Source organism: Haloferax prahovense DSM 18310 (genome assembly GCF_000336815.1).
GTDB classification, from domain to species: Archaea; Halobacteriota; Halobacteria; order Halobacteriales; family Haloferacaceae; genus Haloferax; species Haloferax prahovense.
Window position 1 is genome coordinate 120,069 of the sequence record NZ_AOLG01000012.1, and the last position, 14,385, is coordinate 134,453.

20 protein-coding genes, 1 tRNA gene and 1 pseudogene are annotated in these 14,385 nt (G+C 67.7%); 14 read left to right on the top strand and 8 right to left on the bottom strand.

Going from position 1 to position 14,385, the window contains the following annotated elements:
* The first annotated feature begins 87 nt into the window (after positions 1-87).
* The 5 genes and pseudogenes from C457_RS20435 (at position 88) to C457_RS19960 (ending at position 2,248) form a co-directional block, all read left to right on the top strand.
* Complete coding sequence (locus C457_RS20435; protein ID WP_081909200.1) at positions 88-285, top strand: hypothetical protein; 198 nt, start codon at positions 88-90, stop codon at positions 283-285.
* A gap of 84 nt (positions 286-369) precedes the next feature.
* Positions 370-1,266, top strand: coding sequence for a DUF5794 domain-containing protein (locus C457_RS06515; protein ID WP_008093013.1), 897 nt, complete (start codon positions 370-372; stop codon positions 1,264-1,266).
* Positions 1,267-1,308: 42 nt separating this feature from the next.
* Positions 1,309-1,694 (top strand): annotated as a pseudogene (locus C457_RS06520) (secondary thiamine-phosphate synthase enzyme YjbQ).
* A 93-nt stretch (positions 1,695-1,787) separates the two neighbouring features.
* Positions 1,788-2,015 (top strand): DUF5795 family protein, encoded by a 228-nt coding sequence (locus tag C457_RS06525; RefSeq protein ID WP_013035372.1) that lies wholly within the window; start codon positions 1,788-1,790, stop codon positions 2,013-2,015.
* A gap of 56 nt (positions 2,016-2,071) precedes the next feature.
* A tRNA-Trp gene (locus C457_RS19960) sits at positions 2,072-2,248 on the top strand.
* A 187-nt stretch (positions 2,249-2,435) separates the two neighbouring features.
* Here C457_RS19960 and C457_RS06530 read toward each other — a convergent pair.
* Positions 2,436-2,693: a hypothetical protein gene (locus tag C457_RS06530; protein WP_008093020.1), complete on the bottom strand. Its 258-nt coding sequence runs from the start codon at positions 2,691-2,693 to the stop codon at positions 2,436-2,438.
* Positions 2,694-2,797: 104 nt separating this feature from the next.
* Between C457_RS06530 and C457_RS06535 the strand changes: the two genes are divergently transcribed.
* Together C457_RS06535 and hdrA are read left to right on the top strand one after the other, a co-directional pair.
* Positions 2,798-3,178 carry a hypothetical protein gene (locus tag C457_RS06535; RefSeq protein ID WP_008093021.1) on the top strand — a complete coding sequence of 127 codons (381 nt, stop codon included), beginning with the start codon at positions 2,798-2,800 and terminating at the stop codon, positions 3,176-3,178.
* Between the two features lie 103 nt (positions 3,179-3,281).
* Positions 3,282-3,767, top strand: coding sequence for a dihydrofolate reductase HdrA (gene hdrA / locus C457_RS06540; RefSeq protein ID WP_008093022.1), 486 nt, complete (start codon positions 3,282-3,284; stop codon positions 3,765-3,767).
* 54 nt (positions 3,768-3,821) lie between these two features.
* Here the strand turns inward: hdrA and C457_RS06545 are convergent, their stop codons facing one another.
* The 5 genes from C457_RS06545 to C457_RS06565 form a co-directional block, all read right to left on the bottom strand.
* Positions 3,822-4,919, bottom strand: a complete 1,098-nt coding sequence (locus C457_RS06545) for a glycosyltransferase family 4 protein (RefSeq protein ID WP_008093023.1) — start codon at positions 4,917-4,919, stop codon at positions 3,822-3,824.
* Position 4,920: 1 nt separating this feature from the next.
* Positions 4,921-5,298, bottom strand: a complete 378-nt coding sequence (locus tag C457_RS06550) for a 6-pyruvoyl trahydropterin synthase family protein (RefSeq protein WP_008093024.1) — start codon at positions 5,296-5,298, stop codon at positions 4,921-4,923.
* A 6-nt stretch (positions 5,299-5,304) separates the two neighbouring features.
* Complete coding sequence (locus C457_RS06555) at positions 5,305-6,303, bottom strand: zinc-binding dehydrogenase (RefSeq protein WP_008093025.1); 999 nt, start codon at positions 6,301-6,303, stop codon at positions 5,305-5,307.
* Positions 6,304-6,306: 3 nt separating this feature from the next.
* Positions 6,307-7,092 (bottom strand): GTP cyclohydrolase III, encoded by a 786-nt coding sequence (locus C457_RS06560; RefSeq protein ID WP_008093026.1) that lies wholly within the window; start codon positions 7,090-7,092, stop codon positions 6,307-6,309.
* Positions 7,093-7,259: 167 nt separating this feature from the next.
* Positions 7,260-7,514 (bottom strand): hypothetical protein, encoded by a 255-nt coding sequence (locus tag C457_RS06565; RefSeq protein WP_049913415.1) that lies wholly within the window; start codon positions 7,512-7,514, stop codon positions 7,260-7,262.
* Between the two features lie 78 nt (positions 7,515-7,592).
* Here C457_RS06565 and C457_RS06570 point away from each other — a divergent pair, with 78 nt between their 5' ends.
* The 3 genes from C457_RS06570 (at position 7,593) to C457_RS21020 (ending at position 9,293) form a co-directional block, all read left to right on the top strand.
* Positions 7,593-8,375 carry an HAD-IIA family hydrolase gene (locus C457_RS06570; protein WP_008093028.1) on the top strand — a complete coding sequence of 261 codons (783 nt, stop codon included), beginning with the start codon at positions 7,593-7,595 and terminating at the stop codon, positions 8,373-8,375.
* A 108-nt stretch (positions 8,376-8,483) separates the two neighbouring features.
* On the top strand, positions 8,484-9,080 hold the full coding sequence (locus tag C457_RS06575; protein ID WP_004063616.1) for a DJ-1/PfpI family protein: 597 nt from the start codon (positions 8,484-8,486) through the stop codon (positions 9,078-9,080).
* A gap of 78 nt (positions 9,081-9,158) precedes the next feature.
* Entirely contained in the window at positions 9,159-9,293 is a 135-nt protein-coding gene (locus C457_RS21020; RefSeq protein WP_004968055.1) for a hypothetical protein, read from the top strand.
* Positions 9,294-9,389: 96 nt separating this feature from the next.
* On the opposite strand, the gene C457_RS06580 is transcribed toward C457_RS21020, so the two are convergent.
* Together C457_RS06580 and C457_RS06585 are read right to left on the bottom strand one after the other, a co-directional pair.
* Entirely contained in the window at positions 9,390-9,788 is a 399-nt protein-coding gene (locus tag C457_RS06580) for an OsmC family protein (protein WP_008093032.1), read from the bottom strand.
* Between the two features lie 103 nt (positions 9,789-9,891).
* Entirely contained in the window at positions 9,892-10,608 is a 717-nt protein-coding gene (locus C457_RS06585; RefSeq protein ID WP_008093034.1) for a metal-dependent hydrolase, read from the bottom strand.
* 327 nt (positions 10,609-10,935) lie between these two features.
* Here C457_RS06585 and C457_RS06590 point away from each other — a divergent pair, with 327 nt between their 5' ends.
* From C457_RS06590 to C457_RS06605, 4 genes are all read left to right on the top strand, one after another.
* Positions 10,936-11,667: a fumarylacetoacetate hydrolase family protein gene (locus C457_RS06590; RefSeq protein WP_008093036.1), complete on the top strand. Its 732-nt coding sequence runs from the start codon at positions 10,936-10,938 to the stop codon at positions 11,665-11,667.
* Positions 11,668-11,730: 63 nt separating this feature from the next.
* Positions 11,731-12,129 (top strand): DUF1648 domain-containing protein, encoded by a 399-nt coding sequence (locus C457_RS06595; protein WP_008093038.1) that lies wholly within the window; start codon positions 11,731-11,733, stop codon positions 12,127-12,129.
* 20 nt (positions 12,130-12,149) lie between these two features.
* Entirely contained in the window at positions 12,150-12,764 is a 615-nt protein-coding gene (locus C457_RS06600; RefSeq protein WP_008093041.1) for a gluconate 2-dehydrogenase subunit 3 family protein, read from the top strand.
* Complete coding sequence (locus C457_RS06605) at positions 12,757-14,337, top strand: GMC family oxidoreductase (protein ID WP_008093043.1); 1,581 nt, start codon at positions 12,757-12,759, stop codon at positions 14,335-14,337. Before C457_RS06600 ends, C457_RS06605 begins: the two co-directional genes overlap by 8 nt.
* The last annotated feature ends 48 nt before the right edge of the window (positions 14,338-14,385 follow it).

Genomic DNA, 14,385 nt, shown 5'->3' on the forward strand with positions numbered 1-14,385 from the left:
CTTTTTATAAGGTGGGCAGAGATACCTATGATCCATGCGGTCGTATCCCACACAACGTTTAATACTCCTGTCCTAATGTAATCTTGTATGGACTCCACGTGTCCCGCCGCATCGCGCATTGCCGGTCAAACGACCTCCGACTCCGGCATTCTCTTTACATCGATGTGGCAGACATTTAAACAGGAGTTCAATTTCGGACGAAATGGGCTTCGCGTGCAGAGCGCCAGCACGCCCCTGTCCGAATTGCGTTCGTATCGCCGCTTGGGCCATGGTGAAGGCCAGTAACATCGAATGAGTGTCTCACGCCACCCGGTCGCCCTTCGCCTCGAGCAACAGGTAGGGGGTGCCACCCGTCTGCTCGCAACCGTCATGGGGCTTCCCCTCGTCGACGGCATCTTCCCCGCGCTCATCATCGCGGGGGCGCTGACGACCGCCGCAGGCGACCCCTCGGTCGCAGGCATCCTCCAGACCGGCCTGCTCATCTTCGGTGGGTCGGCGACGGTCGCGGTCATCCTCGCCGAGATGGACGGCACGCGCCGCGAACAGCTCACGTCCATCCTCCTGCTCGGCGCGTTGCTCATCCCGGTCGCGGTCGCCGAGGCCGCCGTCGCGGAGACCATCGAGACGCTCCTGAACTTCGAGGTGTTCCACCGCTTCGCCGGCCTCGTCATCCTGGCCGTGGCGGCGAAGACGGCCTCCTCGAAGGTCGGCGAGTATCTCCCGTCGCCGAGCATCATCATCGGTCTCGGCCTCGTTGCGAGCTTCAATCCCGCCGGGTTCGAACTCATCGTCAACCCCGACCCGATGCGCCTGCTCAGCGCCGGCGCGGCGGCCGGCACAGGCGTCGGCTTCGCCGGTGCCATCGCGCTGTTCGCCCCGCGGCTCCGCGGCAACGTCGACATCGACCTCTTCCGCTTCGGTAGCTCGGTCGCCCTCGGCATGCTGGCGCTCGACGTGCTCGGCCTGATGCCGACGCAGGCCCCCGTCGCTCTCGGCGTCCTCGGCGTCACCGCGCTGTTCGCGTTCGACCCCGGCTCCGACGGTGCGGACCTCGACGAGTTCGTCGACGACGCGTCCGACTCCGAATCGGCCACGCCGAACGCGAACGGCGCGGCCGCGGCCGGGCCGGTCGCAGACGGCGGCGACGACGTCGAGTCGTCAGAGGACTACGAGGCGTTGGTCGACAACGCGGACGAGACCGACGACGACTCCGAACCGGGGTACGGCTACCCCGGCGAAGAGGAGTCCCGCGCGCCCTGGCTGTAGTCCGCCGGGCGACTTTTTCTCCCGGCCGACGAACCCCGTCGCATGCGACGGACCTTCGACGTTCGAACCGAGCGCCGGCTTCAGGTCATCGACGTAACGGACGAAGTCGCCGATCGGTGCCCGCGAGTTACGACGGCGTCTGTACGGTTTTCTCGAAACACACCACCGCCGGCGTCTGCGTCAACGAGGCCGAACCGCGACTGCTTGGTGATATCGAGTCGATGCTCGCCGAGGCGGTCCCCGACGACGGCTGGGACCACGACGAACTCGACGGCAACGCCGACTCGCACCTCCGGGCGCTCCTCGTCGGCAACGGCGTCTCGATACCGGTCGCCGACGGCGGCCTCGACCTCGGCCGATGGCAGTCCGTCCTCCTCGTGGAGTGCGACGGCCCGCGCACCCGGACCGTGACGGTTGCAACGCCGTGAACCGGACCGGGGTGCGGCCGCGCGGACGCCCGCGGCGACGTGGACTCCAACCGCTGGCGGAGGGCTTACTTACTTCGGGACGGTTGCACGGGTATGAGCAACCGCGTCGTACAAGGACGGATGGTCACGCCCGAGACGCTCGCCGAACTCGTCGAGGGCGAGCGCCCGATGGACGCCGAGCCGATTCAGGACGCCGACTTCGACTGCCCGGAGTGCGGCGAGAACGTCATCCAGGTGGGCTACATGCCGAGCGTGACGGAGTTCGTGACGGCCTACAAGTGCCAGGAGTGCGACTGGGCCGACGACGACCGCGACGAGTAGAATCGAAACCCCTTTAAGAAAAATCGCCATACGAGAGAGTGCAGACAGCACGAATCGGGGCTGTGGCCAAGCCCGGCATGGCGACTGACTCCAGAGGCTTGGCGCCCGGGACGACACTCCAGCTGATATACTGAGCGGCCGACTGATCATCGGTCGTGTTGACGACCCTCTGGAGTTCCGAGGTGCCCACCGGAGATATCAGTCGATCGGGGGTTCAAATCCCTCCGGCCCCACTCTAACCTTAATTCTAACGCAGGGTTTTAACAAGGAGCAGCGGCGCTCTCGCGTGGGTTCTCTCCCACTCGGGAGGTGCGTTCTCCGTGAGCGATTCTCCACCAGAAAAGAGCGCTGCCGACGGAGAAGGATTAACAGCTCGGTGGTCCAGTCAACACAGGTTCCACGAGAGCCACGAAGCCGCCCTCACAGTAGAAACGACAGGGAGCCCAGCGCGAACCCCGCGGCCACCGCGGCCGTCAACCGAACCGCCTGCTCGTCGGGCACGCGGAAGACGCCCGCCGCCATCACCGAAACGGACCCGCCGAAGAGACCTCCCCGAAATATCTCGGCGACGCCCGTGACCGAGTCCGTGGGAACCAACACCTGAAGCGCGACCAACCCCGCGAGTCCGATGAGGACTAACGCGCCGTCGCGCCGGAGGTCCCGCGGCTGCTTCTCCATGCCCCGCAGTTGTTGTCGCTCGTTTGAAAACGATTGGCGTTCGGTTCGGTGTCGATACCACAAAGATACCGATGAACTATAGGCGCTTGGAGCGACGGCGCGGTATGGTACGGGACACAGCGCGGCGACTCGCCGAATATCTGAACAGGCGCATCGGCGACGGACTCCGGACGGTGGTCATCGCCGACGACGACGGGTACGAACTGGAGTATCTCCGCGACGACCTCTCGGAGCGATACACGAAAGGGACGTTGACTGAAGTCGTCTCCGACCTCCGCGTCGAGACGCCGTTTTCGACCCCCGGAATCGACACCCATCCCATCGGCGAGCGCCGCGCCGTCGTCCACTACTACGAGAACGCGTTCGTCCTGCAGTTTCCCTTCTCCGAGGCGGAGCGAATCATCATCAGCATCGGGACCGACGCCGGGACGGACCTCCTCCAGTTCATCGAGGACTGTCGGCGAATCGTCGACCGGAGCGGCTGAGCGTCGGTCCGTTGGTCGTCGAAGGTCCGACGACGCCGGGACGGACCCGGGGCGACGCCGGCGCTGCACAACGATTTTCTCTCACGCGCCCGACGTGAGAGTGATGGAACTCGTCTCTGTCGCCGCGCTCGCCGAGAACCGCGTCATCGGCCGCGACGGCGAACTCCCGTGGCCGAGCATCCCCGCCGACAAGGAGCAGTACCGCGCCCGCATCGCCGACGACCCGGTGGTGCTCGGTCGGACGACGTTCGAGTCGATGCTCGACGACCTGCCGGGGAGCGCCCAAATCGTCATGAGCCGAAGCGAGCGGTCGTTTTCGGTCGACACCGCTCACCGCGCGGCGAGCGTCGAGGACGCGGTCGACATCGCGGAGTCGCTGGGCGCGGAGACGGCCTACGTCATCGGCGGGGCCGCCATCTACGCGCTGTTCCAACCGCACCTCGACCGGATGGTGCTGAGCCGCGTCCCCGGCGAGTACGAGGGCGACACGTTCTACCCCGAGTGGGACGACGACGAGTGGGAACTCGACGACGAAACCGACTACGAAGGCTTCACGCTCCAAGAGTGGGTCCGCGTCGACCGCGACTGAGACGTACCAGTCGCCTCCGAGCGCGCCCACTGTGCGTTTCTGCGCCCGCGGCGGCTACTCGTGGGCCCCGTGCGACCCCGCGTCGTCGCCGTCGACAAGGTCTAACAGAAAGGAGCGAATCTCCGCCGCCGTCTCGTCCCACGTCGGGTGTGCGAGAAAGCGGTCGCGGGCCGAAAGCGAGAGCGACAGCAGTCGCCGACGGTTCCGACACAACGGAGCCACGGCGTCGGTGATTTCGGCCGAATCGGTCGGGTCAACGACGAAGCCGTCCTGTCGGTGGGTGACGAGTTCGCTCGCGCCGCCGGCCGACGAGACGAGCGCCGGCAGGCCGAACCCCATCGCCTCGACCGCCGCGATGCCGAACCCCTCGTAGTGGGAGGGGAGCGCGAACAGGTGGGACTCCCGGAGCGTCGCGGCGAGGTCGGCGTCCGACAGCCGGCCCGCGAAGGTCACGCGGTCGTCGATGCCACTGTCGGCGGCGAGGTCCGAAAGCGAGTCGGCGTAGTCGGCGTCGACCGCCGCGCCGACGACCGTCAGCTCCCAGTCGCCGCGGACGCGGGAGAGGCCGCGGAGCAGGCCGTCGACGTTCTTCCGCGGTTCGAGGTTACAGACCGTGACGGCCCGGAGTGGCCCGTCGGTGGCGCGGGTCCGTATCTCGTCGTCACCGAGGGGCGCGCCGAACGACGAAAAACGGTCGCCGGCCGGGCGCGCCACGACGCTCGGTTCGGGGTCGGTGACGGCCGCGACCGTCCCCTTCGTCGTCTCGCTGTTGAACACGAACGCGTCCGCGGAGCGGAGATACCGAGTCTCGACGGCGCGCCTGGCGTGTCGTCGCCACGCCCGGAACTGCTCCAGCGAGTTGAGGTGGTGGACGACCGAGACGACCGGGATGTCGTCGTCGAGCGCGGCGTTCGCGCCGGCGAGCGAGGGGTGACACAGTTCGTCTTGCAAGAGCACGTCCACGTCGAGGCCGCGGAGGCGACGCGCGGCGGTGACGTTGTCTCGGAGTCGCTTTCGGTACGACCGCTCGGGGAGTGAGACGACGGTCACGTCGTCGCCGGCGGCGCGGAGCCCATCGACGAGTTCTAGGTCGTAGCGATAGCCGCCTGAGCGGTCGTCGAGCGGGCCGTAGACGACGATTCCGACCCGCACGTCAGAGCGGGGTCTCGTAGGTCGCGCTCGCGGTGTCGTCCTCCCAGATGCGAACGGAGACGTGTTGGGGCGCCTCGAGTGACGCCGCCTCGACGAACTGTTCGCACACCTCGCGGGCGAACCGCTCGACGCTCGGGTTCTGCCCGGCGAACTCGACGAGTTCGTTCATCGTCTCGTCGCGGTAGCGAGACAGCGTCGCGTCCAACGCGGCCTTCACGTCGTCGATGTCGACGAGATAGCCGTACTCGTCGAGTTCCGGTCCCGACAGCTCGACCTCGACGGTGAATGCGTGGGAGTGGAGCTCACCCTCTGGTCCGGGGTTCGGAACCGTCAGGTAGTGCTGGGCGATGAGGTCCCTGCGAACCGAGACGCGGTACATGAACTGTCAAGCGTTCCGGTAGGTAAAGAGGATTTGGACGGCCTCGTCGGGGGCGTCTTCGAGGAGTCGGTAGGCGCGCTCGGCGGACTCGACGTCGATTCGGTGGGTCACGAGCGGGTCCAGCGGGAGGTCTTCGAGGTGGTCCCACGCCAAGGAAAAGCGGCGGTCGGCGTCCCAGCGCCCCCGGAGGTCGGGGTCGATGGTGCTGACCTGACTGCTCTCGACGCTGATTCGCGAGCGGTGGAACCGCCCGCCGAGGTCGAGCGTGGCGGGCTTGGTGCCGTACCACGACCCGACGACGACCCGACCGTCGTACCGCGTCACCGACAGGGCGTCGTCGAGCGCGTCGGGGTCGCCCGAGAGTTCGAGCGTCAGGTCGGCCCCGTCGGCTGGCGCGTCCAGCGATTCGGGGTGAACCACCTCGTCCGCGCCGAGTCCCTCGGCGATTGCCCTGCGCTCGGCCACGCAGTCGACCGCGGTCAGGCTCCCGAGCGGGAACTGCGCGAGGAGCGCGGTGGTCACGAGGCCGACGACGCCCTGTCCGAAGACGACGACGTGTTCGCCGATGAGCGGCCGACCGTCCATCACGAAGTTGAGCGCGGTCTCCATCGTCGGCAGGAGCGCGGCGCGCTCGTCGGTCACGTCGTCGGGGACGGAGATGAGTTCCGAGGGAGACGCCAGAAATCGGCTCTCGTGAGGGTTGAACGCGAAGACGCGGCTTCCGAGCCGCGAGTCGGGCACGTCGTCGCCGACGGCCTCGATTTCTCCGACGGCGGCGTAGCCGTAGCGGAGCGGAAACGAGAGATCGCCCTCGAGCGCCGCGATGGACTCGTCGGCGGCGAGGTCGGTCGGGGCCTCGCCGCGGTAGACGAGTCGCTCGGTCCCGGAGCTCACGGCGGAGGTCAGGGTTCGGACGCGGACCTCCTCCGGTCCGGGGGCGGGAACGTCGCGGTCGCGGACCTCGACGCGTTCGGGGGCCACGAAGTAGACCGCGCGACCCTCCATCGTTCAGTCGTCTGCAGTCTCGACCGCGGCGTCGGCGAACTCGACGGTCGTGCCGCGGTGGCGGCAGTCTTCGAGCGCGTGCTTCGCCGCGAAGCCGGCCTCGTGGGCGTTCGACGCCGTGCCGACGCCGACTTTGAGTTCCACGTCCGCCTCGGCCTCGACGTGGTCGATGGCGGCGCGGTACTGGTCTTCGGTGAGGTCGGGCGTGACCGAGATGATGTTGTCGCCGCCGACGAAGAACGACAGCGCGCCGTGTTCCTCACGCAGATAGCGCATGAGCGACGCGTAACCCTGTTCGATGTGAATGAACGTGTCGAACTCGTTGAGGCGGTCGGTGTACTTGCCCGTCGCGTCGTTCACGTCGAAGTGCGCGATTTGGAGGTCGGTCGCCGAGCGGTCGGCCTCGGGGAGCGTCTCCCCGGAGAGCACCTCGCGGCGGTCGCCGTCCTGTGCGCTTCCGACGCGCTGGATGCGGTCGGTGGCGCGTTCGAGTGCGACCGCGGGTGAGCGGTCGACGCCGACACCGAGACTGAGCGTTACGGGATAGCGATTTCCGATAGATTCCTGCAGCAGTTCGTGGTCGTCGCGGTCGAGCCCGTTCGTGACCGCGACCATGTTGTCGAACCGGGTGAAAAACGCGTACCCGTCGCGAGAGCCGACGAACTGGGCCAAGTCGGCGAAGAGCCGCGACTGGAGCGTCTGGAGGTCCATCTCCCGCCGCGGGTCCGGGGTGACCGTCCACGGCCCGTAGTTGTCGATTTGGACGAGTGTCAGCTGCGTGTTCGTCACGGTAGACGAGTAGGGCGACGCGCATATTGGTCTTTGGTTCTGTGACGGTTCCGCCGCTACGTCGAACCCGACGCACCCGACGCTCGCGGCGCGCTCACCGCCGACGCGAGCGCGCCACGCCGCGCTCGTTGACGGCGACGAGGCGCGCGATGGTGAGGGAGAGCCCCTCAGGCCGACGACTCGCGAATCGTCCGGCTGGCGACCACGTCGAGGACCGCCCACGTCAGCACCCACACGACGAGCGCCGTGAGGACGATTGCCGTCGTCGACAACAGCGGGACGACGACGGAAAACGTGGCCACGATGGAGTAGGTCAAAAACAGCGCGACCATCGCCGTCACGAGCCCGTAAACGCCCATGGCGCTGTTGCCGGTCGCCGGCCCGCGCAGCCACCCGACCAACCGCTTCGAAGAGACACCCATATAACGACATATGTCACCAATGAACATAATAGTTCTCTCGGGCGAACGTTCAACAGCTCCGCCTCCCTACCGAGGACGATGGACTACCAAGGCGTGGTTTTCGACGTTGACGGAACGGTCGTCCGCGGCGACGAAGCGATACCCGGCGCGCTCGACGGACTCGCCGCCGTCGACGCCGCCGGACTCGACCGACTGTTCGTCTCGAACAACCCGACGAAGGCCCCCGTCGCCTACGAGGCGCGACTCCGCCGGGCCGGCATCGACGCGACCGCCGACGAGGTCGTCACCTCCGGCACGACGACGACGGTGTACCTCGCCGACAGACATCCCGGCGCGCGGACGTTCTGTATCGGCGAGGCGGGCTTCCGCGACCAACTCCGTGACGCCGGCCTCGAACTCGTCCGTGCCGGCGACGACCCCGAGGTCGTCGTCGTCGCCATCGACCGCGAGTTCGACTACGACGACCTCCGCGACGCCAACAGCGCGCTCCGGTCCGGGGCCGCCTTCTACGGCACCGACCCCGACGTTATCATCCCGACCGCGGACGGCGACATCCCCGGGTCGGGCGCGATTATCAACGCCGTCGCGGGCGTCGCCGAGCGCGACCCCGACGCGATTCTCGGCAAGCCCTCGCGGGTCGCACAGGAGTACGTCCTCGACAAGTTGGGCCTGCCGCCCGAGGAAGTCCTTATCGTCGGCGACCGCCTCGACACCGACATCGCGTTCGGCATCGACGCGGGCATGGGAACCGCACTCGTCCGAACCGGCGTGACCGACGACGCGGTGCTCGCGGCAAGTGAGTACGACCCCGACTACGTCCTCGACGGCCTCGGCGACATCGGGCGCATCGTCTCGAAATGACCGGCTTCAGTCGCTCTCGCGGCCAGACCTCGACTCCCGAGCCGCCGCCATCTCCACCTGCACAATCATTATCGTTCTGACGCGACAACTACCGCGTGGGTGATGCCCATGTCCGGAAAGAAGATTCTGCTCCTCGCCGGCGACTTCGTCGAGGACTACGAGATTATGGTACCGTTCCAGGCGCTGCAGATGGTGGGTCACGAGGTCCACGCGGTGTGTCCCGAAAAGGAGGACGGCGACCGGTGTAAGACCGCCGTCCACGACTTCCGCGGCGACCAGACGTATCTGGAGACCCGCGGCCACGACTTCGCGCTGAACGCGACGTTCGCCGATATCGACCCCGCGGACTACGACGCGCTCGTCGTCCCCGGCGGGCGCGCCCCCGAGTACCTCCGCGGCTACGACGAGGTGCTCGACGCCGTCCGGCACTTCTTCGACGAGGGGAAGCCGGTCGCCGCAATCTGCCATGGCCCGCAGATTCTCGCCGCCGCGGGCGTCCTCGACGGCTACGAGATGACCGCCTACCCGGCCGTTCGCGCGGAAGTCGAGCGCGCGGGCTGTTCGTGGGTCGACGAGGTGACCGTCGACGGCAACCTCGTCACCGGGCAGGCGTGGCCGGACCACCCCGAGTGGTTGGCGGCGTTCCTCGACGTGCTCGGCACCGAAATCAGCCACGAACCGGCCGCCGCGGCCGCTGACGACTGATTCGCCGCGGCGCTCACGCGGTATCGCGCGTGAGAATGTCTGACAAAGATTTTTATTAGGTGCGACGAAGGGAGTGGTATGGAAGAGCCGAACAGCCCATACTTCCGCGAACAGGTCGACGACGTCGTCGAATCGGACCCCCAAGACCGCGAGGTTATCATCGTGGAAGGAGAGGCTATGAGTCTTCGAAGCTATAAGAAGCGACGCTACTGACCCGGCGGGGCGTCTCCGAACCCGCCGCGACACCCGTCGCTGGCGGCTTCGACTTCTGCGAAAAGAATGCGTATCGGCCCGAGCGGCGAGCGACGCTTAGAACGCGTCGCCGACGACGGTCACGTCGGCCTGCAGTTCGCCGCGGAGCGCGTCGTGGACGTGGCAGATGTCCTCGGCGAGTTCCGCGATTTCGTCGAACTCGTCGTCCGAGAGGTCGGACTCCACGTAGACGTCGAAGCTGATGCGCTCGAGGTCGTCGCCGTCGTCGAGGTCGGCGTCGGCGTCGATCTGGACCTTACCGAGGTCGTCGAAGCCCGTCTTCTGACCGCCGACGCGGAACGCGGGGAGGAAACAGGAGGCGTACGTCGCGACGAGCGCGGCGTTCGGGTTCGGGCCCGTCTCGTCGGTCGCGTCGATCTGGAGGTCGAAGTCGCCGACCTGGCTCGTGCATGCGAAACCTTCTTCGCTGACAGTAGAGGTCTGGATGTCGGACATTCGTTCCGAGGAACGGAGCGACCGACCCTAAAAGTTCCTCAATAGGACAACGGTGTGCACAAGCGACGACCCGAGACGGGCCGTCGCCGAGCGAGGCGAGGGGTTAGTGGAGCGTGAACGACTCGTCACCGTCGAGGGCGTGGACCTCGGCCTGACTGCCGGCGGCCTTCACCTCGCGCTCGAAGTCGCGCACGTCGATTTCGATGGCCGGGAACGTGTTGTAGTGCATCGGGAAGACGTGGTCGACGCCGAGCCAGTCGGCGGCGACAGCGCCCTGCCACGGGCCCATCGTGTAGTGGTCGCCGACCGGGAGCGCGGCCGCGTCGGGTTCGAAGTACGCGCCGAAAATCTCGCGCATGTCGGTCATGAGTCCCGTGTCGCCGGCGTGGTAGAACGTCGTGGAGTCGGCGTCGAACTCCTGTGTCGGCAGCGTATCGCTGATCATGTAGCCGCCGGGCATACCGGCCTCGTGCTCGTAGCCGGTGTTGATGCCGTTGGTGTGGTCGGCGCGGACCATCGTGACGAACGCGTCGCCGAGTTCGACCGTCCCGCCGATGTTCATGCCGATGGTGTCGTCGACGCCCATCTCGGCTTCGACGTAGCCGGTGAGTTCGGGCGTGCCGACGACCGTCGCGCCGTCGAACTCGCCTGCGTGGGCGATGTGGTCCGCGTGCCCGTGAGTGAGAAGCACGTAGTCCGGAGTCTCCAGGTCGCTCGGGTCGAGAGACGTGGCGGGGTTGTCGAAGAACGGGTCGATGAGAAGCGAGGTGTCTCCGACCGTGACGTACCACGTCGAGTGACCGTGCCAGGTGAGTTCCATAGCACCCGAACGTTACACGCGAAATACACAAAAAGCTATTCGCAGGGGGCGGTGTGACCGCTTTTCGGCGGGCGCGCTCGTCGGGGGTTCGTAGCGACGTTCCGGGAGTTCCGGCGACGTTCGAGGAGACGGTCCCGCCGCTCTCGTCTCGAATTCGACAGCAGAATCGGCCGCCCGAGTCCACTCGAACGAACTGTCCGGGACGGCCGATACACGTCCGTCACCCCAGGGCCACAAAAGCGATGAGAATCGTGCAAGAATGTCCCACGTCACCGAGAGACTCGCGCGATGTAAAAGCCTATCACGCCCCCCGCCGACGCGTGGGGCATGCATCACGTCCGATTCCGCGACCCCGCGGGCGCGGTTCGAACCGGCGAGTGGCACGGCGATTCGGTCTCCTTCGGCGGCGAGAACTACGACCTCGACGAGGTCGACGTGCTCCCGCCGTGCGAGCCGTCGAAAATCGTCTGCATCGGCCGCAACTACGCCAAGCACGCCGAGGAGCGCGACGAGGAGGTTCCCGACCGGCCGCTTTTGTTCCTCAAGCCGCCGAACGCGGTCGCCGGCCACGGCGACACCGTGACGCTCCCCGCGGGCAAGGAGAACGTCGAACACGAGGCCGAACTCGCCGTCGTCATCGGCGAGCAGTGCCGAAACGTCGCGCCCGAGGACGCCGAGGCGGTCATCGCAGGCTACACGGTCATGAACGACGTGTCGAACCGCGACGACCAGGATATCGAGACGAACTGGGTCCGCGGGAAGGCGTTCGACGGCTCCGCGCCCCTCGGGCCGGCCCTCGCCGACCCCGACCACCTCCCCGAGGACGCGAGCATCTCGCTCCGCGTGAACGGCGAGACGCGACAGGACTCCAGCATCGAACACCTCATCTTCTCGATTCCCGACCTCGTCGCCGAAATCACGTCCTACATGACGCTCGAAGCCGGCGACGTCATCTCGACCGGCACGCCCGAGGGCGTCGGCCCGCTGGAAGACGGCGACCGCGTCGAGGTCGAAGTCGAGGGCGTCGGCGTCCTCGAACACCGCGTCAGACAGGACTGACCCCGACCGACGGTCCGTTTTTTCATCGTCGAGCCACGACCCGACCGTATGCGTGTTCCCCGGTTGACACTCGTCGGCGTCGCGATGCTCGCGCTCAGCGCCGTCGCGGGCGTCGCGCTCCTTCCCGTACTCCCCTCCTCGGTCGCGGTTCACTTCGGAACCGGCGGCGACCCCGACTCGTTCGTCGCCGCCCCGCTCGGCGTGCTTCTCATCCCGGTAGTCGGCGTCGGCGCGCTCGCCGTCACCCGACTCGCGGGAGCGACGGGACGCGGAACCAGCGTTCCGCCCGTCTTCGATACGATACTGGCGACGTTCCTCGCGTACGTGCAGGCGCTCGTCCTCGCGCACAACCTCGGTGCGCGATTCGATATGTTCGTCGCGGTCGTCCCCGTCGTCGTCACGTTCGGCGTCGTCGCCGTCGTCCTCGACCGCGTGGGACGAGAGGACAAACCCTATAATTAGGCTGGCCTAATTCCCGCCGAATGCGACTGACTCGACGGGACGCGCTGGCCGTGCTCGCCGGTCTCGGCGTCACCGGCGGGGCCGTGTCGCTGACACAGTTCGACCCGCCGACCGCCGATTCGACCGGCAAGGAAGGCGGGTCGACTGGTGAGGACGGAGCGAGCGGCGACGACACTCCACCGACCGCGGTGCGCGACACGATGGCCGCCGCGGCCGAGGTCGTCTATCCGAGCGCGGCCGAGGGCGTCTCGGAGTTCGTCGAGACCTACGTCGTCGGGCGCGCGCGAGACGACTCGCGTCGCGCCGCGATGGTCGATGCCGCGACCGAGTTGGACGACGTGGCCCGCGACTGGGAGGGCGCGGCCTTCGCCGACCTCCCCGCGGCCGACCGCGACCGCCTGCTCCGCGAACTCGGCGTCGACGCGGCCGACCCGGTTCCCGACGGAACGCTCTCCGAGCGCCTCCGGTTTCACGTCGTGAACGAACTGCTCTACGCCTTCTACGCCTCGCCGACCGGCGGCCGCCTCGTCGGCATCGAGAACCCCATCGGCCACCCCGGCGGGGCCGAGAGCTACCGGCGGGCGACGATGGACGAACCCGAAACGACCGACTCCGGGGGCGAGACCGATGGATAGGACACCCGTCGCCGACGCCGACGTGTGTATCGTCGGTGCCGGCCCCGCCGGCGGTCTCGTGGCCCATCGGCTCGCCGAGTCGGGCGCGGCGGTCGTCGTCCTCGAAGCCGGGCCGCGGTTCGACGGCGACAGGCGGGAGCAACTGGAACAGCACGTCCGCCCCGGCCTCGACGGCCCGTGGGAGATGGGCGGCCCGCGGGACGCGTTTTCCTCCTCGGGCGAGTCGTTCTACCCGCTGAACGCCGCCCGCGTGAAGGGCGTCGGCGGGTCGACGCTCCACTGGCAGGGGATGGTGATGCGCCTCCACGAGCGCGACTTCGAACTCGACACCAGACACGGCGTCGGGGCCGACTGGCCCGTCGGCTACGGCGACCTCCGGCCGCACTACGCCGCCGCGGAGCGCGAATTTGGCGTCGCGGGCGCGGCCGACAACCCCTACGCGCCGCCGCGGGACGAGCCCTACCCGCTTCCGGCCTTCCGGCCGTCGCACTCGGACTCCATCTTCGCCGAGGCCTGCGAGCGCCTCGGCATCGACATGCACTCGGTGGGCAACGCCCGCAACTCCGAGCCCTACGACGACCGGTCGCCCTGCGTCGGCTACGGGACGTGCAAGCCGGTGTGTCCCTCCGGCGCGAAGTACACCGCCGAGTCCCACGTCGAGAAGGCGGAGGCCGCGGGGGCGCGAGTCATCGACCGGGCGCGAGTCCGGCGACTCGAACACGACGAGGCGGGCGAGCGCGTCGTCGCCGCCGCCTACACGACCCCCGACGGCGAGACCCACAGACAGGAGGCGACCCAGTTCGTTCTCGCCTGCGGCGGCGTCGAGAACGTCAGACTGCTGTTGCTGTCCGACTCCGACCGCTACCCCGACGGCCTCGCCAACTCCTCGGGCGCGGTCGGTCGGTACTTCATGGACCACCTGTTCGCCGGGATGGGCGGCCGCCTCGACCGACCCACGCGCCAGAACCACGTCGGCTTCAACACCAGCGAGTGCCACCAGTTCTACGACGACGCCGACCCGGTCAACGGCCTCAAACTGGAGTTTCTCAACTACGCCGGCCCGTCGCCGGTCATCGACGCCCTCCACGCCGACACGTGGGGAGACGACCTGCTCGACCAGTTGGACGAGAGCTACGGCACGCACGTGTCCATGGGCGCGCTGGTCGAACAGCTCCCCCGCGAGGACAACTACGTCGGCCTCGACCGGGAGACGACCGACGACCTCGGCGACCCCGTCCCCGAGATACACTGGTCCGTCGATGAACAAACGGAGGCCGCGCTCTCGCGGGCCAACGAGATTCAGGCGCGCGTGCTTGACGAACTCGGCGTCGAGGACCGCTGGACCGTCGGCCCGGACGAAACTGGCCCCGCGTACCACCACATGGGGACGACGCGGATGGGCGACGACCCCGAATCGAGCGTCGTCGACGCCGAGTGTCGCGCGCACGACCTCGACAACCTCTGGATTTCGGGGTCGAGCGTCTTCCCGACCGGCGGGGCGATGAACCCGACGCTCACCATCGCGGCGCTCTCGCTTCGACTCGCCGAGTCGCTTCGGGCGCAACTCGGGTAGTGCCCGTCGGGGGCGCTTCTCACCACCGTCCCCTGACCTCCCAATCCC